The 22,035-nt window shown below is 44.6% G+C and carries 19 protein-coding genes; 8 read left to right on the top strand and 11 right to left on the bottom strand.

Translation table 11 applies throughout. The features are described 5' to 3' along the window. Nucleotides 1–6 precede the first annotated feature (6 nt). Entirely contained in the window at nucleotides 7–1,623 is a 1,617-nt protein-coding gene (locus ITG09_06515) for a methyl-accepting chemotaxis protein (protein UPR53276.1), read from the bottom strand. A 222-nt stretch (nucleotides 1,624–1,845) separates the two neighbouring features. Next, nucleotides 1,846–3,279, bottom strand: coding sequence for a sodium-dependent transporter (locus tag ITG09_06510; protein ID UPR53275.1), 1,434 nt, complete (start codon nucleotides 3,277–3,279; stop codon nucleotides 1,846–1,848). A gap of 367 nt (nucleotides 3,280–3,646) precedes the next feature. Here ITG09_06510 and cls point away from each other — a divergent pair, with 367 nt between their 5' ends. Together cls and ITG09_06500 are read left to right on the top strand one after the other, a co-directional pair. Continuing rightward, entirely contained in the window at nucleotides 3,647–5,101 is a 1,455-nt protein-coding gene (gene cls / locus ITG09_06505; protein ID UPR53274.1) for a cardiolipin synthase, read from the top strand. A gap of 181 nt (nucleotides 5,102–5,282) precedes the next feature. Next, complete coding sequence (locus ITG09_06500; GenBank protein ID UPR53273.1) at nucleotides 5,283–6,467, top strand: cystathionine beta-lyase; 1,185 nt, start codon at nucleotides 5,283–5,285, stop codon at nucleotides 6,465–6,467. 85 nt (nucleotides 6,468–6,552) lie between these two features. On the opposite strand, the gene ITG09_06495 is transcribed toward ITG09_06500, so the two are convergent. From ITG09_06495 to pspA, 9 genes are all read right to left on the bottom strand, one after another. Then, nucleotides 6,553–7,023 carry a hypothetical protein gene (locus ITG09_06495; protein ID UPR53272.1) on the bottom strand — a complete coding sequence of 157 codons (471 nt, stop codon included), beginning with the start codon at nucleotides 7,021–7,023 and terminating at the stop codon, nucleotides 6,553–6,555. After that, nucleotides 7,014–7,952 carry a winged helix-turn-helix domain-containing protein gene (locus tag ITG09_06490; GenBank protein ID UPR53271.1) on the bottom strand — a complete coding sequence of 313 codons (939 nt, stop codon included), beginning with the start codon at nucleotides 7,950–7,952 and terminating at the stop codon, nucleotides 7,014–7,016. The genes ITG09_06495 and ITG09_06490 overlap by 10 nt, the downstream gene beginning before the upstream one ends. A 109-nt stretch (nucleotides 7,953–8,061) precedes the next feature. Continuing rightward, nucleotides 8,062–8,628, bottom strand: a complete 567-nt coding sequence (locus tag ITG09_06485; GenBank protein UPR53270.1) for a DNA-3-methyladenine glycosylase I — start codon at nucleotides 8,626–8,628, stop codon at nucleotides 8,062–8,064. 77 nt (nucleotides 8,629–8,705) lie between these two features. After that, a complete protein-coding gene (locus ITG09_06480) occupies nucleotides 8,706–11,816 on the bottom strand; it encodes an efflux RND transporter permease subunit (GenBank protein ID UPR53269.1) in 3,111 nt (1,036 codons plus the stop codon). Continuing rightward, entirely contained in the window at nucleotides 11,809–12,894 is a 1,086-nt protein-coding gene (locus ITG09_06475; GenBank protein UPR53268.1) for an efflux RND transporter periplasmic adaptor subunit, read from the bottom strand. Before ITG09_06475 ends, ITG09_06480 begins: the two co-directional genes overlap by 8 nt. Nucleotide 12,895: 1 nt before the next feature. Next, a complete protein-coding gene (locus ITG09_06470) occupies nucleotides 12,896–13,930 on the bottom strand; it encodes an efflux RND transporter periplasmic adaptor subunit (GenBank protein UPR53267.1) in 1,035 nt (344 codons plus the stop codon). Between the two features lie 157 nt (nucleotides 13,931–14,087). Further along, entirely contained in the window at nucleotides 14,088–14,474 is a 387-nt protein-coding gene (gene pspC / locus ITG09_06465; protein UPR53266.1) for an envelope stress response membrane protein PspC, read from the bottom strand. After that, nucleotides 14,467–14,700 carry an envelope stress response membrane protein PspB gene (gene pspB, locus ITG09_06460; protein ID UPR53265.1) on the bottom strand — a complete coding sequence of 78 codons (234 nt, stop codon included), beginning with the start codon at nucleotides 14,698–14,700 and terminating at the stop codon, nucleotides 14,467–14,469. Before pspB ends, pspC begins: the two co-directional genes overlap by 8 nt. A gap of 14 nt (nucleotides 14,701–14,714) precedes the next feature. Further along, nucleotides 14,715–15,386: a phage shock protein PspA gene (gene pspA, locus ITG09_06455; GenBank protein UPR53264.1), complete on the bottom strand. Its 672-nt coding sequence runs from the start codon at nucleotides 15,384–15,386 to the stop codon at nucleotides 14,715–14,717. A 274-nt stretch (nucleotides 15,387–15,660) separates the two neighbouring features. Here pspA and pspF point away from each other — a divergent pair, with 274 nt between their 5' ends. From pspF to ITG09_06425, 6 genes are all read left to right on the top strand, one after another. Further along, nucleotides 15,661–16,683 (top strand): phage shock protein operon transcriptional activator, encoded by a 1,023-nt coding sequence (pspF, locus tag ITG09_06450; GenBank protein ID UPR53263.1) that lies wholly within the window; start codon nucleotides 15,661–15,663, stop codon nucleotides 16,681–16,683. A 102-nt stretch (nucleotides 16,684–16,785) separates the two neighbouring features. Further along, the gene (gene sapA, locus ITG09_06445) at nucleotides 16,786–18,408 is read left to right on the top strand and encodes a peptide ABC transporter substrate-binding protein SapA (protein ID UPR53262.1); all 1,623 of its coding nucleotides are present in this window, start codon (nucleotides 16,786–16,788) and stop codon (nucleotides 18,406–18,408) included. Beyond that, complete coding sequence (locus ITG09_06440; protein ID UPR53261.1) at nucleotides 18,408–19,370, top strand: ABC transporter permease subunit; 963 nt, start codon at nucleotides 18,408–18,410, stop codon at nucleotides 19,368–19,370. Before sapA ends, ITG09_06440 begins: the two co-directional genes overlap by 1 nt. Beyond that, the gene (sapC, locus tag ITG09_06435; GenBank protein UPR53260.1) at nucleotides 19,357–20,244 is read left to right on the top strand and encodes a peptide ABC transporter permease SapC; all 888 of its coding nucleotides are present in this window, start codon (nucleotides 19,357–19,359) and stop codon (nucleotides 20,242–20,244) included. Before ITG09_06440 ends, sapC begins: the two co-directional genes overlap by 14 nt. After that, entirely contained in the window at nucleotides 20,244–21,245 is a 1,002-nt protein-coding gene (locus ITG09_06430; protein ID UPR53259.1) for an ATP-binding cassette domain-containing protein, read from the top strand. Before sapC ends, ITG09_06430 begins: the two co-directional genes overlap by 1 nt. Continuing rightward, nucleotides 21,242–22,024, top strand: coding sequence for an ATP-binding cassette domain-containing protein (locus ITG09_06425; GenBank protein ID UPR53258.1), 783 nt, complete (start codon nucleotides 21,242–21,244; stop codon nucleotides 22,022–22,024). The genes ITG09_06430 and ITG09_06425 overlap by 4 nt, the downstream gene beginning before the upstream one ends. Nucleotides 22,025–22,035: the final 11 nt, after the last annotated feature.

Raw genomic sequence — 22,035 nt, 5'->3', positions numbered from 1 at the left:
TACGGACTAAGCAAGTTTGAACTTACCGACCAGTGCTTCTAACTCAGCAACCTTAGCATTCAAACCTGAAGTGTTTTCAGAGCTACGCGTCGCCAGTTGCAAAGACTGCTCAGAAATATCACTGATCGCCGTAATATCAGCCGCAATCTCTTTAGTCACAGCCGTCTGTTCTTCTGCCGCAGTCGCGATAGAGTTGACCATGCTTTGTACATTGCCCGCACCGCTAACAATTGCTTCTAGAGCGGATACCGCCCCTGTACTTTGCTCTACACCAATCTCCACCAAACGACAGTTGTCTTGAGTGTAAGTGACCGCTTCTTGCGTACCCGACTGAATAGATTGAATGATGCCAGACACTTCTTGCGTCGCTTTGGTCGTTCTCTCCGCTAACGCGCGTACTTCATCGGCAACCACCGCAAAACCACGGCCGAATTCGCCCGCACGAGCCGCTTCGATTGCAGCGTTAAGAGCTAGTAGGTTAGTTTGCTCAGCAATGTCTTCGATTACCTTGATAACACTACCAATCTGCTCACCGTGAGAACCCAGAGTGTTCATTTGCAGCGACATATCGCTCATTTGAGTCGACACTTGTTGAATACTCGCTACCATCTCAACAATCACGTTACGGCCATCTTCTGCAGAAGTTTCAGAGCGGCGCGCTTCTTCATAAGTAGAAGTACCTTGTTGAGCCACTTCAGAAATGGTCAAGCTTAGCTCTTCAGCAGCCGTTGCTATCAGGTTTGCTTTATCAGCCTGAGCTGATGCACCCGTCACGATGTCTTGGCTAATTGACGATAGCTCGCCAGTCACCGATTGAACTTGGTGAGTCACTGAAGAGATAGAACCCAGTAGGTCGACCAATGATTTCTGCATCTGGTTAATCGACTTAGCCAGTTCAGCCAGTTCATCACCAGAGTCATCAATAATGTCGCCTGCCGTTAGGTCACCATTTGCTACACGTCGCGCGACTTGTTCAACACGAGTTAGGCGGTTGGTAATAGAGCTAGACAACACATACGCAATCACACAACCAAATACGATCGCAATCGCAGACAACACCATGATAGTGCGCTCAATGGTAGTAAACGTATCGGTTAGCGTAAGCAGTGATTGCTCTGTATCTGCACGCTCACTTGCTGACGCTTGATCAAGCAAGTTTTCAATTGGAATCAAGTTGCTCTCATACAGAGAACGCAGCTGTTGAATGTTGGCTAGTAGCTCAGATTCATCATTGATCTTAGGCACAAGTGTCGCTTCAAACTCTTGAGTGAAACGTTCCATGAGATCTTCAATTCGCTCAATACGACGATGATCTTCTGATCCTCTGCTTTCCAAACGCTTTGCTTGCGCGATGGCTTGAGCAAATTCATTCTTATTCGAGCGGTAGTCATTAAGCGCATTATCAACTTGGATAATCGCTCCCAGCGCATCTCGGTAGACATCCCCGGCTTCATCGATCAAAACAAGATAGGTAACAGTACCCGGTACATCGTCCATTCTGATCTCATCAGCACTTTTATGAGCGCCAATAACCTCTATCCATACAATACTGACTAACGTGACAAGCACCGCCAATATCGAGCCAAAACCGGCATACAGTTTCTTTCTCACTGACAATTTCACACAACACCTACCTAAATAAATACGGACCAAACTGCCCTAACCAATAAACATATCGGCTAGTGAACGGATAACTTTAGTGAATGCATTACATTTATTTTTCGATGGAAATTAAGTGCTTAAAACGAAAAAAACGGGAGCCTATGGCTCCCGTTTCTTAACTTACTTTAACTCGCGATTGTAGCTTCTTAGAGCTAGGTTTCTTAGAACTGTAGCTTCTTAAAACTATAGCTTCTTCGAGATAATCGCAGAGCCAGCAATAATACCAATACCTAGTAGCATGATTGCACCTTTACCGCTGTCGAAGCCAGAAGAGATACCCATGAACGCTACGATAGCGATAGCTACTGGAATGATGTACTTAACTAGTGTGTACCATAGACCGAATAGTGGGAAAGAAACTTCACCGTCGTTAGTGATTTCTTTCTCTAGGTCTGCACGGTTTAGTCTCCAACCAGCGAAGATACATACCAACATACCGCCAACTGCTAGGAAGATCTTATCAGTTAGTAGGTCGAAGATATCGAATGCGCCAGTACCGAACAATGTAGGACCGAAGCCACCAAGTGATAGAGAAGCGAAGATACACAGAATCGCCATTACTACACTTGCAGACAATACTGCAGTCACACGCTTCATACCTTTCTCATCGATTAGGTAAGAAACAACAACTTCAAGTAGAGATACTGAAGAAGTCAGTGCCGCAACACTTAGACCGATAAAGAACATTAGAGCGAAAAGAAGACCAACTACGCCGCCCATTTCAGCGAATAGCTGAGGAACAACAACGAATACTAGACCAGGACCAGCTGCAGGTTCCATACCGAAGGCAAACATTGCAGGGAACATTGCAACACCAGCTAGGATAGCAACACCGGTATCCATTGCCGTAACCATAGCTGTAGTTTGAACTAGGTTCTCTTTCTTCTTAAGGTAAGAACCGTAAGTCAACATACAACCCATACCAAGACTTAGTGAGAAGAATGCTTGACCTAGTGCTGCTAGGATTACACCGCTGTCTACTTTAGAGAAGTCAGGGCTGAATAGGAATTCAAGACCAGCCATCGCGCCCGGAAGCATGATGCCTTTGATTGATACCACGATCAGGATGATGAAAAGAAGTGGCATCAGAATCTTACCCGCTTTCTCAATACCACCAGAGATACCCTTCATAACAATAACAATGTTAAGTAGTAGGTATGCGCCCATCCACATAAGTGGTTGAACTGGGTTTGAGATAAAGCCACCGAAGCTGTCACCGATTGCTTCAGGTGCATCTAATAGACCACCAGCAATCTTACCGATGTATGCGATAGACCAGCCACCTACTACAGGGTAGAAACCCATGATAAGTAGACCACTGACTACGCCGATAACACCAGCGAACGTCCAACGACGGTCAGTTGTTTTAAATGCGCCTACTGCTGATTTTTGCGTATGACGGCCAATAGCAAATTCAGTCAGCATGACACTGAAACCGATGAAGATTACAAAAAACAGGTAAATTGCAACGAATGCACCGCCGCCACTTTCGCCTGCTGTGTAAGGGAATTTCCAAATGTTACCTAGACCAACAGCAGAACCTGCTGCAGCCATTACGAATCCTAACTTCGAACCCCAGGTATCGCGGGGTGTTGTGGTTGTATTACTAGTAGCCACGTGTACTCCAAACTTTTGTGTTATGTGATGTTGTGTTTTGCTTTGGGTGGCGTCTTTAAAAGATAAGGCGTATAAAAAAATTTACACACCTAAAAGATTTGATTGACGCTCGTTATCTGGCAAGTAAACCAGTTTAAGAATAAAATTGGAAGCCCGAACCGTACATATTTCGTTACCAATGTAAATTTTTATGGTTAAATGCCGTCTTTTCATACAAAACAATCGTTTTCGTCTTAAGTTAACCAAAACTTAACAACTATAACCTGTTTACAGCTTTAGCTCTAATTTGTAAATAGTTGATTCCTTAAATTCCCATATCCGTAAAATAGCATTACTATCTAAGTGTCTCTTTTTTCGAGTATTCAATGTGGAAAAGCTCTACCATTTTTTAACTTTAGCTTCTGTCGCTTTGTACTGGGTACTTGTAGCCGGTGTGACTTTCCGTGTCGTACTAAAACGACGCTCTGTGAGTGTTTCTCTCGCGTGGTTGATGGTTATCTACATTATCCCAATTGTAGGTGTCGCTTGTTACTTCCTTTTTGGAGAGCTAAACCTAGGTAGAAAGAGGGCTGAGCGTGCACATCGCATGTTTACTCCGTTTGGTGATTGGTTCCGAAAACTAGATGATTGCCAACTTCACCTTCCCGGCAAAGTCGGCTCCCCAATCCACAAGATTGATGAGCTTTGTAATAATCGAATGGGTATTCCAGCGCTCAGCGGAAACACACTTTCATTGCAATCTTCTCCCAATGAGATCCTACACGCAATTATCGAAGATATAGAAAACGCCCAGACCAGCATTAAGATGGTTTTCTATATTTGGCACCCTGGCGGCCTAACCGATTCAGTTGCTTCTGCTCTTATTCGAGCCGCAAAACGTGGCGTCGATGTTAAAGTTTTACTCGATTCGGCAGGGAGCCCGCGCTTTTTCAAAAGCCACTGGCTATCCATGATGAAAGACGCAGGCGTTCACGTTGTCCAAGCATTAGAGGTTAGCCCTTGGCGTATTTTCTTACGCCGTCTAGATCTAAGGCAGCACCGTAAAATCATCGTGATTGATGAAACCATTGCCTATACCGGTTCAATGAACATGGTTGACCCTGCTCACTTCAAACAAAGTTCAGGTGTGGGTCAATGGATTGACGTAATGGTTCGTGTAACTGGCCCTACCGTAAATGTGCTGTCGGCCATTCATGGTTGGGATTGGGAAGTGGAAACAGGTGAACGAATCCTTCCTGATTTACCAGAGTGTCCGGTTGAAGAGGTAATGACGCATCACCCTGTTCAGGTAGTACCATCAGGCCCGGGCATGCCGGAATATTTAATCCTACAAGTTCTGACCATTGCGATTAATCAGGCAAACCATTCAGTTCGTATCACGACACCCTACTTTGTACCGAGTGCCGATTTATTAGAAACACTCAAAATGACAGCGCAACGTGGTGTCAACGTAGAACTTGTCATCCCACACAACAACGATTCATTGATGGTTAAGTGGGCTTCGCGCGCGTTTTATACTGAACTACTTGAAGCTGGCGTGAAGATCTACGAGTTTTACGGTGGGCTTCTACACACCAAGTCAGTAGTGATTGATGAAGAGTTTTGTTTAATCGGAACGGTCAATATCGACATGCGTAGCTTATGGCTTAACTTCGAAGTGACGCTAGCCGTAGATGATGTGCACTTCACTCAGCAACTCTCTGAACTGCAACAATCTTATATAAAATCATCTCACCCAGTTGTACTGGAGCAGTGGGAACAAAGAAACTTGCGAAATCGCTTCTTTGAAAGATTGTTCTATTTGTTCAACCCTCTGCTGTAATACATATGATGAGTCGATTGTGACTCATCACTTCCTCCCCTAAGTTTTTAACCTTTCACCATTAACTAAGTGAAAGGTTAAAAAGCGAAAGAAAAGCGTAAAAACTCCCGCTCCCCTCTTGCTTTGAAGGCTATTGGCATGTTTTAAATAGGACATAACCGATTGATAAGGAATTCACAGCATGTCCGAGAACAAAACCACTAAGCTGATCACTGCAGGTCGTGATAAGAAGTGGACCAATGGTGTCGTTAACCCACCAGTACAGCGCGCTTCAACTGTCGTATTCAACTCAGTAGAAGAGAAGCGTAAAGCTACGATTAACCGCGCTAACAAAACACTTTTTTACGGACGTCGTGGAACCAACACTCATTTCGCCTTCCAAGATGCCATGGTGGAAGTGGAAGGTGGCGCAGGCTGTGCACTCTACCCTTGTGGTACGGCAGCCATTTCTAATGCCATTCTCTCTTTTGTAGAAACGGGCGACCATATTTTGATGGTCGACACCTGTTACGAGCCAACTCGCGATTTCTGTGACACCATCATGAAGAAGATGGGTGTAGAAACTACTTACTACGAACCAACGATTGGTGAAGGCATCCAAGACCTTATTAAACCAAACACTAAGGTTCTGTTTACCGAGTCTCCGGGTTCAGTCACCATGGAAGTTCAAGACATTCCAACGCTCGCACGTATTGCTCATGAACATGACATCATCGTCATGTTAGACAACACTTGGGCAGCCGGTGTGAACTTCTCACCGTTTGAATTCGGTGTTGATATCTCTATCCAAGCAGCGACTAAGTACATAGTGGGTCACTCAGATGTGATGCTAGGTACAGCGGTAGCCAACGAGAAATGTTGGGATCAACTTAGAGAGCAAAGCTACTTGATGGGACAATGCGTTTCACCAGATGACGTTTACCTTGGCCTTCGTGGTATCCGCACTCTTGATGTTCGTCTGCGCCAACACGCTGAGAGCAGCTTGAAAGTCGCTAAGTGGTTAGAAACTCGCCCTGAGGTTGACCATGTTCGTCACCCTGCTCTTGAGTCTTGCCCGGGTCATGAATTCTTCAAACGAGATTTTACTGGCGGCAATGGCCTGTTCTCTTTTGTTCTAAAGAACTCAAACACAAAAGCAACGACAGCACTGCTTGATGGCATGACACACTTCAGCATGGGTTACTCATGGGGTGGTTTTGAGAGCTTGATTCTAGCAAACGAACCAAGCAGTTTTGATAGCCTAAGAACAGTAGCGAACCCTAACTTCGAAGGGACTTTGATTCGTGTTCATATCGGCTTAGAAGATGTCGATGATTTGATTGCAGATCTTGAGGCTGGATTGGAACGTTACAACGCTCTAGTTTAATCTGACACGTTAGATTCAATAAGCAAAAAGGCAGGGTATTCCTGCCTTTTTCAGATTAGCGTCTTAGACACATAGCTTTAAAAAGCTACTGAACGTTAAAACACGCCCAATTGAATATTTCAGTTCGATGTTCATTGAACATATACAAAGACTGATCCTTCACTGCAATAACATAGTCAATCGTCACCCCTTTATATTCACTGTAATCCTGATTAATAACAGGATCATGAAAAGGCGTCGCCGTTCTCACATCAAGAATACTCATCGACAGATTGTTTCCATCCAGTCCGTAGTAGCCGGAATAAAGGTTTTCCATCGTACTCTCGTTACCGTCTTGCTCAGTAATCGTCACAAACTCTCTAATGTTAAAAGTATGGTCAGACTGAAAAGTAAGGCTTATGCGCTCGTACAATGCTTGATATGGTTGGAATGCCTGAGATAAGAAATCCGTTTTGATCGTTTTACAATGCCATCGAGTGCCTGCTAATTCATTTTGCTCTAACAAGAAGCTCGAAGCGGCGATTGCACAAAGAATGAGTAAGCCAATTAATCGCAAAAGTCACTCCTCTTTTCAATGTACTGAGCAAACGAATCAAAAGACGACGCTACATTAAAAATAGAAGCGCTATAGTTCAACGCTTCGCCATCCTTCTTTTGAACCAACATATATAACGTATCATTTTCAGGTTGGTCTACAGACGGATAGATACGGACAAAAACATCAACGTTGCAGTGGCTAGGTATCGCACCCGTTAACTTTTGAGTGATCGCTGGTAACGAATAGGATTCATTATGCGCAATATGGAAAAAATAGTGATTGGTATTATCTGTATAGCTGTCGCGATATTCGGCTTTATCAATAAAATAAGGCAGTGGCGTATAATAGGTTTGGAAAAGGTTGAACGCCGTTACGACGACACAAATCAATGCGACTAAATAGCCTGCTTTAATTAAGTGTGTATTACTTTTTGAATTTGAAGGTTCTAATTCAGCTAAGTTCAGTTCTTGGTTGGAAGACGTCTTGAGATCTGAATCAGTGACCGTTGCGGTATTAACGTCTGTAGAGATTTCAGTCTCAGCCAACACTTCCTGCTCGACAGGCGAAAAGTTTGATTTAGATACCTTCTCAGTCACTTGAAAAGGCACAGTTTCAGTTTTGCTAGGCTTTATTGACTCATCGATTTCAAGCAAATAGCCCGTTTTACTGACCGTGCGAATCGTCGCACAGCCACAAGTCACTCTTGACAGCGTTTTTCTAATCTTAGATATCACGTTAGTGAGCGCTTGCTCTGAGACAATCACATTGCCCCAGCACCTATCAAATATCAGGCCTCGTTCAATGCAATCACCGGTATTTTCAAGTAAGAACAGAAACACCTTACCTTCTATCGGCGCGATAGTTTCTACGTGGCCATCTTCACGCACAAACTGCCTAAGTAAGGGGTCATAACGAGCATCACAGATTTGGTAGTTTTGTTGTTTCACTATCGTCTTCTAGGTTTGAATTTGGTCGCATATGATATTGAATAGTTTATAAATGACCAGTGAATTTTCCTATATTAACGCAATTATTTTTCGACGATAAATAACACTTTTATTTGTACGGACAACCTACGATATGGTCATTAACCATACCTGTCGCTTGCATGAATGCGTAACAGATTGTTTCCCCTACAAACTTAAAGCCTCTCTTCTTCAAAAACTTACTCATCGCTTTAGATTGCTCAGTAGAAGCGGGAACTTGAGACATCTCGGTCCATTGATTTACGATCACTTCATTGTCGACAAATTGCCATAAAGCATTTGATAGAGAGCCGAACTCTTTCTGTAATTCAAGCGTTGCTCGCGCATTGTTGTATACCGAAGTAATCTTGCCCTTGTGTTTAACCACATCGAAGTTTTCAATGATGTGCGGCACGTTGTCTTCATTCAACTCAGCTAGCTTGTTTAGATCGTAATTATCAAACGCAGCACGATAGCCTTCACGCTTTTTAAGGATCGTAATCCAACTCAGACCCGCTTGAGCACCTTCTAAAGTAATGAACTCAAACAGAACTTGGTCATCGTAAACTGGTACACCCCATTCCTTATCGTGATATTCCCTTTCAAGCTCGTGCTTGAGTGCCCATGCACACGTTCTATCTACTGTATTCGCTTCCATCTCGATGTTCCATTATTAGTAATCGTACATAAAAATAATGCCCCAAATAGGGGCATTATTTCAAAGGTTAGTTGACGTTAAGCAACTTCAATTTTATGGAATAAACGATACAGCACAGGTACTACGATTAGCGTGAGTACAGTCGCAAAGCCTAAACCAAACATGATGGTTACTGCCATTGGTTTGAAGAAGATATCCGGTAGTAGAGGGATCATACCTAGAATCGTGGTGATCGCCGCCATACATACCGGACGAACACGGCTCAGTGCCGCATCAACAACCGCTACATATGGATCTTTGCCTGACTTCATCTCAATCTCAATTTGATCAAGCAGTACGATACCGTTCTTCAGAAGCATCCCAGATAGACTCAAGAAGCCCAACAGCGCCATAAAGCCGAATGGTGTATTCAAGGCTAACAAGCCTGTCGTCACCCCTATCAAGGCGAGTGGCACCGTCAACCAAACAATCAGAGGCTCTTTCACCGAGTTAAACAAGAACACCGTGATTAAGAACATGAACAAGTAACCCAGAGGCATGGTTGTGAACAGTGACGCCTGCGCATCTGCCGACGACTCATATTCACCACCCCATTCCAATGAATAACCAGGTGGCATCTCAATCGCTTCAATTTGCGGTTGTAAGCGTTTCTGTAGAGTCGAAGCCGTTTCTTCACCCAGTAGATCAGGATCCGCCATTACCGTCAGCATACGCTTACGGTTCTTACGGATGATCAGTGGGTCTTCCCATTCAAGTTCGTAACCTAACGTTACTTGTTGCAGTGGGATGTACTCACTTAGTGCTGGGCTCCAAATCTTCATGCCTTCGATGTTACGGATATCAACACGCTCATCTTCAGGCAAACGAGCCACGATAGGCATCAGTGTAGTACCATCACGGTACACACCAATCGATTTACCAGAGAAAGACATTGCTAGGAAATCATCAACGTCTGACTTGGTAATACCATAGCGACGGGCTTGGCTTTCATTAAATTGAGGCTCTAGCACCTTAGTTCTTTCACGCCAATCGTGACGAATATTAAATGCACCATCATCAGCACGCATGATATCCATCACTTGCGCTGCAATTGAACGTAGTACCGTTGGATCAGAACCTACAATTCGCGCTTCAATTTTCGCACCGCCACCAGGGCCTAATTCGATTTGTTTCAGCTTGTAGTCGATCTCAGGGAACTGACCATTTACATGTTCACGGAAACGCAGCATCAGTCCTTCAAGCACTTCATAGCTCTTCACACGAACCGTTATCTCGCCGTATGCGCTATAACTTTTCTCTGGTGAGTAAGTCAACATGAAACGTTGCAGACCTTTACCCGCCGTTGTCGTGATGTGTTCAACTTCGTCCTGTTCTGCTAACCAACCTTCAAGCACTTTAAGCTTGGTATTCGTCGCTCGAATATCAGTACCTTCCGGCATCCATACATCCACTTGGAACATAGGTGTGGTTGAAGATGGGAAGAAAGCTTGTTTAACGAAACCGAAGCCGTATACACTCGCCCCTAAACCAATAATCAGAACAAACATGGTCAACCATGCACGTTTCATACAGAACTCAAGGAAGTTTTTGTAGATAACAAAAACCATCCCGTTGTATGGGTCTTTACCTTCGTTATCTGGATCGACCTTCTGGCCTTTAAAGAACATGTCAGCAAAAAACGGTGTAAGCGAGATGGCAGTAAACCAACTCAGCATCAAGGAGATCAGTAGAACCGTGAACAAGGTGCCACAGTATTCACCTGTTGAGTCTTCAGATAAACCAATTGGAGCAAACGCGGTCACCGCAATAACCGTTGCACCAAGCAATGGCCATTTGGTTTGGGTTACGATATCGGTAGCGGCCTGCATCCGGGTTCGACCCTTTTGCGTGCCAATCAATATCCCTTCCACCACTACAATGGCATTATCCACCAGCATCCCCAAGGCGATAACCAACGCGCCCAATGAAATACGTTGTAGATCGATCTTGAAGTACTGCATAAAAATGAAGGTACCGAAAACGGTCAACAACAGTATCAAGCCAATCAACAGACCCGAGCGTAGTCCCATGAAGAACAGTAACACTACGATTACGATCGCAACCGCCTGTCCTAAACTCACCACAAACCCGCTTACCGACTTGTCTACCTCTTTGGGTTGGTTATAAACCTCAGAGATGTCGATACCGACGGGTTGTTGATATTTTAGCTCGGCGAGTCTTCGGTCAAAAGCTTCACCAACCGCTACCACGTTCACGCCTTGCGCAAAAGAGACCCCAAGGTTGAGTGCGAGTTTACCGTTATAACCAATGATGTTACTCGGTACTTCAACATAGCCACGAGTGACGTCAGCTACGTCTTTCAAATAAATTAGACCTTGAGCACCACCTTCCGTAAGAATCAAATCACCGAGCTGTTCAACATTCTGGAACTCACCCGTTGGATGGATACGAATGTATTCGTCGCCAATTCTGACCGCGCCAGCACTTGATACAATGTTTTGAGTCGATAAAAGGTTAAATACCGTGCTTGGAGACAGACCCAGAGAGCTGATCCGTTTCATCGATATCTCAATGAACACTTGCTCTTGCTGTTGGCCGGATACCGAGACTTTACTGACTCCATCAACCAACTCCAGCTCTCGCCTTAGATAATCAATGTAATCCAGCAACTCTTTATAGCTGTAGCCGTCCCCAGTCACCGCCAGCAAGATCCCGTAAACGTCACCGAAATCATCGATGACTTGAGGATCATTGACCCCGGGTGGCAGTTCAACCTTGAGATCATTCACTTTTCGACGAAGTTCATCCCAGATTTGCGGAAGATCGTCTGGACCATAGTTATTCTTCATCGTTACCGTAACCTGAGACAGGCCACGGCTTGAAATAGAGTTCACTTCGTCGACATAGGTAAGCTGTTGAATCGCTTTCTCTAGTGGGTAAGTAACTTCTTCTTCCACCTGCTGAGGCGTTGCCCCTGGGTATGAGGTCACAACCATTGCATCTTTGATGGTAAAGGCAGGATCTTCTAAACGCCCCAAACCGAAAAATGCAGAAACACCACCAATAAGAAAGATCAGAGATAGCATCCAGCTAATGACTTTGTTACGTATAAAGTAAGAAGCAACACCTGTGATCTGATCATCACCCTGTTGATCGTCATTTTGGGGCTTGTTATTTACTTCACTCATTGTTCGCCTCCTGAGACAATACTTCCACTGTCATCCCATCTCGCAATCGCGATACGCCTGCAACAACGACATGCTGTCCCATTTCCAATCCTTTTATGATCTGCAATGTTTTCTGATTTGCTTTTCCTAATACGACTTGCTGTTTCGAGACGGTATTGTCGTCATTCAGCACCCATACATAAGAGTTCTGACGCGTTAAATCATCCCCATCGGCATTAAATACCGCTTCAATTGGAATAAGCACGCCGGCTTTTAGCTCTAAGCCGATATCTCGCCCATTTGAAGTCACCTCAACCGCCATACCGTCCAGAATCAAATCATCTTCAGGCATAGGTAAAGCAAGCGTCACCGTAAACGTGCCCGTACTTGGATCGGGTTCTGTGGTGAACTCCTTAATACCTGCCGTGTATACATTGCCACTTGGTACTCTAACCACAGCCTCAACGTTTGATAACAGTTGTTCACTCGGTTGGTTGACGTAGATTTGGTCAGGCAGCTGAATAACGACTTCGACATCTTCGACACTGTGAATGTTCACCACTTGTTGGCCTACCTGAATATTTTCATATTGATCGACACTGACACGAGAAATAATCCCATCAACAGGTGCACGAAGCATAGTGAACGATAAGCGCAGTTTCGCCAGTTCCAACTCGGCATAAGCGATCTGGCGTTGAGCGGCAATTTCATCAAACTGTGACTTCGCTAAGAGCCCTTTCTTCACGAGCGGACTCGAACGTCGGTATTGACTATTGATTACCGTGTAACGAGCTTGAGCATTGTCCACATCCAATTGATAATCCGTTGGGTCAAGCTCTGCAATGATGTCCCCTTTGGAAACACGCTCACCTTCTTTCACATCTAGCTTGAAGATTTCACCCGCCACTCGGAAACTGAGGTGAGCTTTTTCAGCAGCATTTGCTACCGCAGGGAAATAGAGTTTGTCACTAAAATCGATGACTGAAATCTCGATAGCTTTAACCAAGGGCGTGTTATTTACTTCTACAGCTTGCTTATCTTCACAAGCCGTTAGTAAGGCTAAACACGACAGGCCAGCGGCCACTTTAAGTGTTTTCATGTTATAGCCCCCTTTCCTTGATCCACTCTCGAACTTTAATGCCCGATTCAAGACCATTGACGCCAGAAGTCACAATGCGATCGCCATCGTTCAGTCCAGAGACAATATGGCGTTTTTCATCGATGACAATAGCAACATTTTCAACAATACCATCGCTATTCACGCGCCATACAGAGACATCATCCCCATCAGTCATCATTGCTGATGTTGGAATTTTTGTGGCGGCCGCTAACGCTGAAACGAGATTTACCGTACCGGACATTCCGGGCAGAATACCCACATCGGTTGGTCTTTCCATTACCATAGTGACTTTGTACGAACCTGTTTTTGGGTCGGCTTCAGTATCGACTTCTTGGAAGGTCAGAACGTAAGAGTTCCCAGGAAATGCATCAAAAACCATGGTTGCATCCGTCTCAAACCCTGAAGAAAAGCGCGTAATAAGTTGGTCGGGTAACAAGAAGACAACTTTAAGAATTTGATTGGTTTGAATATTCATCACGCCTTGTTTAGCAGCAATGTATTCATGGTTTTCAGCTGGAATGATGGAAATCGTCCCATCGTAAGGCGCAACAAGAGTGGTATAGCGAAGATTTGCTTTGGCTTGATTAAGCATCGCTTTAGCAGAATTGTGATTGGCTTTCGCTTGGTCGAAATCTTGCTCTGATACCACTCGGTCTTTACGTAGCTTAATCGAACGTTGGTATTGAACATCAGCAAGCTTATAGTTGGCTCTTGCTTGCTTCTCTAACAGCTGATATTCGTCAGGATTGAGGGTAGCAAGCCCTTCCCCTTTGCTGACCTGTTGACCAGATGTGACATCGATAGTTTGAAGTAACCCTGGAACACGAAAGGCCAAAACTGCTTTGTCACCTGCTTCAGTGGTGGCTGGAAAACTACGTTCAAAGGCATTACTACCGACGGAGACAGTGAAGAGTTTGGCGGGTCTAGAATCAGGCTCAGGTACGGGAGGAAGCTCCTTACCACACCCAGACAACCCAGCTAAGGCTGTCAATAGGACAACGGAGGCTCTATACATTGGTGATCATCCATATCTATAAATATTTTTATAACATAGATTAATCACATGTAACTTACCAGTTATCGTAAGATTTATTTAGACAAAATTATTAAAAAAAATAACGGCTTGGAATAAATTTTCCTAAACCGTTATCTAATCTTTTTTAGACTTATCGTTACATGTTCTTAAATGCGCGATCGACTTTGAAAGTGTCAGAGGTCACATAAGCTTCCATGTTGCGGACACTGGTCTCTAACTTCTGGAAATCACCCTCTAAAGTGCCCAATAACGACTCTGCCGTTTGCCCTTTTTCCCAAGGCTTTTGCTTAAGTGTATGCTCTTGCTTGGCTTTCATCTCATCAACATAGTGAGGTGGTTGTTTTTCAAGCATAAATGTCAAAGCTAAATACGCTAATAACACCAGAAAACTACCACCAAGCAGTGCCGCAGAGATAACCAAGATGCGAACCAACCACACCTCAAGGCCAAAGTAGTTAGCTAAACCTGCACACACACCAGACAATTTGCCGTTAATCGTATCGCGATACAGTTCTCTACTCATAGTTTCGTCTCCAGTTAGGTGACTCCGCATCCAGTATTTTTTCTAGCGTTTTCACTCGGTCTTGCATGGATTCGGCTTGCGCAGAAAGCTTATGCAGACGTTGAAGATCGGTTTCTGAAAGACCATTGCTGGATTTCTTCTTGCTGCGGTAATGTAAGAACAACCATAGCGGTGCCACGAAGATCAAAAAGACAATCAGTGGACCTGCAATTAGAAATGTTGACATAGAAAACTCCTAAATTATTTATCGCGGTTTTCAACTTGTTGCTTTAGCTTCGCTAGCTCTTTTTCAATTTCATCTTGAGCTTGTAGCTCTGCAAACTCTTGATCTAAAGATTTTGCGTTGCCTGTTTTTGCGTAAACGTCAGCTTCAGCTTCTAATTCATCCACTTTACGCGAGAATTGCTCAAACTTCGCCATTGCTTCGTTGGTTTTGCTTGAATGCAGATGTTTTTGAACATCACGACGATTGCTCGCAGTATTATTACGAATCATCAATGCTTGTTGCTTGGCACGAGTTTCGGCAATTTTCGTTTCTAGCTTGCCAATCTCACTGGTTAGCTTCTCGATGGTTTCATGAACCAAAGTTTGCTCTGTGTGAAGGCTCTTGATGATGTCTTCAAGTTTTTGCTTTTCAATCAAAGCAGCTCTCGCCAGATCTTCGCGTTGTTTAGTTAGCGCTAGTGTCGCTTTGTTTTGCCAATCTAGAATCTGAGTTTCGATAGCTTCAACTTTACGCGCTAGCTCTTTCTTGTCTGCGATGGCTTTTGCCGAGTTAGTGCGAACCTCAACCAGCGTGTCTTCCATTTCTTGGATAATCAGGCGGATCATCTTTTCAGGATCTTCAGCCTTATCTAATAGTGCACTGATGTTTGAATTTACAATGTCTGCAAAGCGAGAAAAAATACCCATGAGGAACTCCTTAATTACAATGATGGCAAATGTGTTTCAAATCGTTGTGCGACTTTATCAATCCACTTGCTCAAAAATTTACGTTTGTTGTTAAACCTATCATAAGTAATCCAAGTAGCGTGCCAACTTTTAAGCCATTTATTATCAGTCACTTACAATAAAATGGTGATTAACCCTAACCATGCTATGATGAATTTAGCCAAGTATTGGTATTTTTCACCACTACGGCTCTTACACGAGCTTCTCCAACGTTCAATTCATACAAGGACCCGCTATGCAGCAGAACCTCATTGGTGAATCACCGAGCTTTCTCTCTGTTTTAGATAAAGTATCCCAACTCGCACCAATCGAAAGACCCATTCTGATCATTGGTGAGCGTGGCACAGGTAAAGAGCTGATCGCACAAAGACTGCATTACCTTTCAAGACGTTGGGATCAACCTTTGATCTCATTGAACTGCTCAACCCTTAGTGAAGGTTTGATTGATTCAGAACTGTTTGGGCATGAATCGGGGTCCTTTACGGGTTCGAAAGGTCGTCATCAAGGTCGGTTTGAAAGAGCAGAAGGTGGAACACTGTTCTTAGATGAGCTTGCTACCACTCCCCTTGCGGTTCAAGAGAAGCTATTGCGCGTTATTGAATACGGGCAATATGAACGTGTCGGCGGACAAAAGGCGCTAAGTGCTAATGTAAGGTTGGTGTGTGCAACCAATGCTGACTTGCCAGACATGGCATTAAAGAGCGAATTCAGAGCAGACCTATTAGATAGACTGGCGTTTGACGTCATTACTATCCCTCCTTTGCGTGAGCGAAAAGAAGACATCACGCTACTGGCAGAATACTACGCGATTAAGATGTGTCGTGAATTGGAATTGGAGTTGTTTGTTGGCTTTGCGCCTTCTGCCGTTGAATCGCTTTTAGATTATTCTTGGCCAGGGAATGTACGAGAGCTCAAAAACGTCATTGAGCGTGCGATCTACCAGCACGGTAAAGATCCGTATCCTATTGAATCTTTGGTGTTTAACCCATTCAAACCCGCATGGAAAACAGAACGAGATTCGACGCTAGAAATTGGCAATGAGCCGTCTAACAGCCATACTTCATCTGATAGCGATTTTTCTTTGCCGTTGGATTACAAAGCATGGCAAGAGCAGCAAGACATCAAGCTACTCAATCAGGCATTAAAACAAAGTAAGTACAATCAGAAACAAGCCGCTGAATTACTCGGGTTAACCTACAACCAATTACGAGGAATGGTGAGGAAGTACGCGATTGTCGGACAAGCTAACGATAAATAGCTGCCCACACTAGATTATTATTTGGAGCCGAATAAATAAAATGTTAAATTGTCCGGATCTTGAGGCTCCTCTAACGCCTCGTTTCGAAAAGTATTTCTTTTTATGAAAGCACTAATAAGACTATCACTGAGCATCTGCACGCTGAGCTTTCTCGCTGGATGTGGTGAGAGTGTGAATCACGAGCAAATCCGTGAAAAAGGCTTCATTTATTGCGGCCAAGGTAATCCTAGTACGTTCAACCCACAGCTGGTTGATAGTGGCATTACCGCAGAATCGCTGAGCCCACAAATCTTCGATACACTGCTCACTCTTGATCCGATGACGTACCGACCAAAACAGAACTTGGCGACAAGTTGGTCTGTTGATAAGTCAGGTACAGAGTACACGTTCGAACTGCGCCCAAATGTTGCGTTCCAAACTACAGACTGGTTCACCCCAACTCGTAGCATGAATGCACAAGATGTAGTGTTTAGCTTTGAACGTGTTATTGATAGTTCAAACCCCTTTCATTATGTGGGCGGTGGTCTATATCCGTGGTTTGCCGGAATCGACTTCAAAAACCTGATTGTCGCTATCACCGCAGTTGACGACTTAACAGTGAAATTCCAATTAAGTCGCCCAGACAATTCATTTCTCAATAATATCGCCACCAGCTATGCGGTCATTCATTCTAAAGAGTATGCCAACAAGCTCATTGCTGCGGATGAGAAAAATCGAATCGATTCCAACCCAGTCGGCACTGGCCCTTTCTACTTAGATGAATACAAAATCAACGATCTAGTCCGCTTGAAAAAGAACAAGCACTACTGGAAGGGTGAAGTTCAAATGGACCAAGTTGTGTTCGATACTTCACAACGTGGAACAGGCACACTTGCCAAGCTTCTACGCAGTGAGTGTGACGTGCTCAACTCACCGATTTCTAGCCAAATTCCTATTATTCAGGCTCATGAAGAGTTGAAGATTTCCGCCACACCGGCGGTTAATGTCTCTTTCATTGCGCTGAATACTGAGCACCCTGCACTCCGTGACGCTCGAGTGCGTAAAGCACTCAACTTAGCCATCAATCGTCAGAACATTCTTGATTCTGTGTATTACGGTACAGGAACCAAAGCCTACACCTTGCTTCCTCCTACTTCTTGGGCTCATCAAAAAGACAGCGTTCAAGTTCGCTACGACCGGAACTACGCAATTGCGCTTCTCAAAGAAGCCGGTGTTGAACCTGGGTTAGAGCTTTCAATGTGGGTGCCATTAGAGCCACGCGCATATAACCCAAGTCCACGAAAAACGGCAGAGCTTATCCAAGCAAACCTGGCCGATATTGGTATTGAATTGAAACTCTATACCGACGACCGATTTGACCGCACACAATTGTCCTCTATTTCCTCAACGGACTTGTTGCTTACAGGCTGGATAGGCAATACAGGTGATCCAGACAACTTCTTACGCCCGCTGCTCTCATGCAACTCTGAGCGTGCAGGGTTAAACGTCTCGATGTGGTGTAATTCAGACTTTGATTTCCTTCTCGACTTAGCATTAGAGATCAATCAACAAAGGCACCGTGTGAACTTGTATCGACAAGCGCAAAACATTCTCAATGAAGAAGTTCCTGTGATTCCTCTGGCGCATGGCGTGCAATTCCGTGTACATGATAGCTCGCTAACAGGCTTTAAACAGAGCCCATTCAATGCGCAACCTTTTGATCAAGTCAGAAGAGAGGTGCAGTGATGTTTTGGTATACATTAAGGCGTGTAAACTTATTTATTATTACCTTAGCGATTTTAACGCTAGTTGGCTTTTCGCTACTTCGACTCGACCAAACGTCGCCGTGGGCAATTCAAGATTTCTGGCCAGGATGGATTAGCTATATCACTGAATTGTCAACGCTCAACTTCGGTCTAAGTAAACACGGTGTGCCCATTATTGATGAATTGGTTGTGGTGTTCCCTGCGACCCTGGAACTGTGCTTCTTCGCCTTTGTGCTGGCACTCTTTATTGGTATTCCTTTCGGCACCATCGCAGGTATGAGACAAGGTAAATTTGTTGATACTACAATATCGTTCACCTCAATGGCGGGCTACTCGGCACCTATATTTTGGGTCGCACTGTTGATGATCATGGTGTTTTCGCTGCACTTTGAAATGTTCCCGGTTGGTGGCCGATACGACCTACTTTACGAGATTGAACACGTGACCGGATTCGCTATGATTGATGCTTTTTTTGCTGAAGGTCGCTACCGAGCACACGCATTGCAAAGCGTTATCGAGCACATGGCACTGCCTTGTCTTGTTTTAGCTCTCGCGCCAACCACTCAGGTTATCCGACTCATGCGTGCATCGGTTGCAGAAGTGATGACACAAAACTACATCCGTGCTGCGCGTATAAAAGGTCTTTCAACCAGAGAGATCGTCACTCAACACGTATTAAGAAATGCGATTCCACCGATTATTCCTAAAGTCGGTGTTCAGTTATCGAGTATGTTAACGCTTGCTATTATTACCGAGTCTATTTTTAACTGGCCGGGCATAGGCCGCTGGTTATTGGATGCCTTATCGAATCAAGATTACGTATCAATCCAAGCAGGTGTGATTGTAGTTGCAACACTGGTTTTGACTGCGAATATTCTGTCCGATCTACTGGGCGCGATGGTCAATCCACTGGTAAGGAAGGAATGGTATGCTAACAAATAACGTCTACCAGGAAGAGCAAATTCCAACCCAGTTCGAACGTTTCTGGCGAAGCTTCCGTGCCAACAACCTAGCCATGTTTGGCTTGTGGTGTTTGGTGCTTATCATTCTGGTTACCGTCACTTCACCGTGGCTAGCGCCGCACGATTCTCAAGAGCAAACGGGGCATCTGTTAACGCCGCCTTCTTGGGACCCTGCAGGCACGGTTGAATATTTCCTTGGTACTGATGACTTGGGTCGAGACATTCTTTCTCGTCTGATCATTGGTTCACAGCTGACCTTTGGTGCAGCGGTTATCATTACTTTCATTGCAGCGGTCATAGGCTGCCTGATAGGTGTTCTAGCGGGTATGACTCGTGGGTTGTTATCAAGCACGCTAAACCACCTGCTTGATACGGTTATGTCGATTCCATCTCTTCTGCTGGCGATTATCTTCGTCGCCTTCCTTGGTTTTGGTGAGTTTAATATCTTGCTTGCCTTGTGCCTGGCATTAATTCCGCGCTTTATTCGCTCGGTATATATTGCCGTACATGCTGAAGTAGAAAAAGACTATATTCTAGCTTCTCGCCTTGATGGTGCGAACGATTTTTACCTACTATGGAACTCTATCCTTCCTAACATCCTTACCGTGGTCGCACTTGAAGTTACACTGGCACTGTCAGTCGCCATTCTTGATATCACGGCCTTGGGTTTCTTAGGACTTGGCGCTCAAGCACCAAGTACAGAATGGGGATCAATCTTGGGTGATTCAGTAGAGCTGATTTATCTAGCGCCATGGACAGTTACCCTACCCGGCTTAGCTATTATGTTTACCGTTATCGTTGTTAACCTCGTAGGTGAAGGTGTTCGCCAAGCGCTAAATGCAGGAATCGAATAATGCCGTTACTTGATATTCGACACCTAACCATTGAAATTGAAACCCCGCAAGGGATGGTTAAAGCCGTTGACCGAATGAGTATTACCCTAAATGAAGGGGAAATTCGTGGTCTGGTAGGTGAATCAGGCTCAGGTAAGAGTTTGGTTGCAAAAGCGATAGTCGGTGTTTGTAAAGAAAACTGGAAAGTATCCGCCGACCGAATGCGCCTTGGCAATATCGATTTGCTTCAGCTGACACCCAAAGAACGACGTCGTGTCATAGCGCGCGATATCGCCATGATCTTCCAAGAACCATCGACCTGTCTTGACCCCTCTGAAAAAGTAGGTCATCAGCTCATTGAAGCGATTCCTTCATATTCTTTCGAAGGCCGATGGTGGCAAAGATTCAAATGGCGTAAGAAGCAGGCCGTTGCTCTACTGCATAAAGTCGGCATTAAAGATCATTCTCGCCTGATGGACAGCTATTCATATGAGCTGACTGACGGTGAATGTCAAAAAGTCATGATTGCGATGGCAATTGCAGCTAAGCCAAAGATCTTGATTGCCGATGAACCGACGAACGATCTCGATCCAATCACACAATCGCAGATCTTGCGCTTGTTGAGCCGGATGAATCAACTTCACAACACGACGATTCTCCTCATCGGTCACGATTTAACGACCATCACCCAATGGGCAACACGAATCACCGTAATGTATTGTGGTCAATCCGTTGAATCAGCGGATACTGCAAAACTGTTGGATGTGCCAAAGCACCCCTATACGGTCGCGCTGCTTAAAGCGATGCCCGACTTCAACGATTGGATTCCACACAAAGAAAAATTGCAGTCGCTGCCAGGGTCAATCCCTCCATTGCAGCACCTACCGATTGGTTGCCGATTAGGCCCACGCTGTCCTTACGCACAAAGACAGTGTGTTGAGATCCCTCATACTAAGCGTATTAAAAGCCACAAATTTAATTGTCACTTCCCTCTCAATATGGAGAAGAAAAAGAAATCATGAGTGCATTATTAGAAGTCAGTGATTTATCAAAAGACTTTACGACACGCTCTGGTCTCTTCCGTAAAAAGATTCATCAGGCAGTGAAACCTGTGAGCTTTAGTCTGGAAGCCGGTCAAACTATTGGTTTTATCGGCCAAAACGGCTCTGGTAAATCGACATTGGCACGAATGCTTGCAGGTATGGTAGAACCCACTTCAGGCGAAATTCGAGTTAACGGCGAGAAACTAGAGCACAAAGACTATTCGACGCGCTGTAAGTTAATTCGCATGATCTTCCAAGATCCCAACACCTCGCTTAACCCGCGCATACAGATAGGTCGAATCCTTGAAGGCCCTTTAAAGCGAAATACAGCCATGCCTCCAGAAGCGCGTATGAAGCGTGTGAAAGAGACTTTGCTGCGCGTTGGATTGTTACCAGAGCACGCTTACTTTTACCCGCAGATGTTGGCTGCTGGTCAGAAACAAAGGGTATGTTTGGCGCGCGCCTTAATCCTTCAACCATCAATCATTGTTGCTGACGAAGCACTGAACGGATTGGATATGGCGATGCGCTCGCAAATCATCAACCTGTTCTTAGAGTTACAAGAAGAGATGGGCGTATCGTTCGTTTATGTATCTCAACACATCGGTATTGTTAAGCACATCACCGACAAGATCATCGTGATGCACGAAGGCAATGTGGTTGAGAGTGGCGAAACCCATGAAGTACTTACCAACCCAACTCATCAAATCACCCAAAGATTGGTTGAGAGCCACTTCTTCAAAGCGCCAAACCACTAGTTTGGGATTAC

Source organism: Vibrio cyclitrophicus (genome assembly GCA_023206055.1).
GTDB classification, from domain to species: domain Bacteria; phylum Pseudomonadota; class Gammaproteobacteria; order Enterobacterales; family Vibrionaceae; genus Vibrio; species Vibrio cyclitrophicus_A.
Note: the sequence above shows the minus strand (reverse complement) of the source record. Positions and strands in the feature narration are given on the sequence as shown.

Coding starts and splice junctions, on each gene's coding strand:
- ITG09_06500 (UPR53273.1), top strand. CDS start 5,283: ATGTCCGAGAACAAAACCACTAAGCTGATCACTGCAGGTCGTGATAAG.
- ITG09_06485 (UPR53270.1), bottom strand. CDS start 8,628: ATGGAAGCGAATACAGTAGATAGAACGTGTGCATGGGCACTCAAGCAC.
- ITG09_06480 (UPR53269.1), bottom strand. CDS start 11,816: ATGAGTGAAGTAAATAACAAGCCCCAAAATGACGATCAACAGGGTGAT.
- ITG09_06475 (UPR53268.1), bottom strand. CDS start 12,894: ATGAAAACACTTAAAGTGGCCGCTGGCCTGTCGTGTTTAGCCTTACTA.
- ITG09_06470 (UPR53267.1), bottom strand. CDS start 13,930: ATGTATAGAGCCTCCGTTGTCCTATTGACAGCCTTAGCTGGGTTGTCT.
- pspC (UPR53266.1), bottom strand. CDS start 14,474: ATGAGTAGAGAACTGTATCGCGATACGATTAACGGCAAATTGTCTGGT.
- pspB (UPR53265.1), bottom strand. CDS start 14,700: ATGTCAACATTTCTAATTGCAGGTCCACTGATTGTCTTTTTGATCTTC.
- pspA (UPR53264.1), bottom strand. CDS start 15,386: ATGGGTATTTTTTCTCGCTTTGCAGACATTGTAAATTCAAACATCAGT.
- pspF (UPR53263.1), top strand. CDS start 15,661: ATGCAGCAGAACCTCATTGGTGAATCACCGAGCTTTCTCTCTGTTTTA.
- sapA (UPR53262.1), top strand. CDS start 16,786: ATGAAAGCACTAATAAGACTATCACTGAGCATCTGCACGCTGAGCTTT.
- ITG09_06440 (UPR53261.1), top strand. CDS start 18,408: ATGTTTTGGTATACATTAAGGCGTGTAAACTTATTTATTATTACCTTA.
- sapC (UPR53260.1), top strand. CDS start 19,357: ATGCTAACAAATAACGTCTACCAGGAAGAGCAAATTCCAACCCAGTTC.
- ITG09_06430 (UPR53259.1), top strand. CDS start 20,244: ATGCCGTTACTTGATATTCGACACCTAACCATTGAAATTGAAACCCCG.
- ITG09_06425 (UPR53258.1), top strand. CDS start 21,242: ATGAGTGCATTATTAGAAGTCAGTGATTTATCAAAAGACTTTACGACA.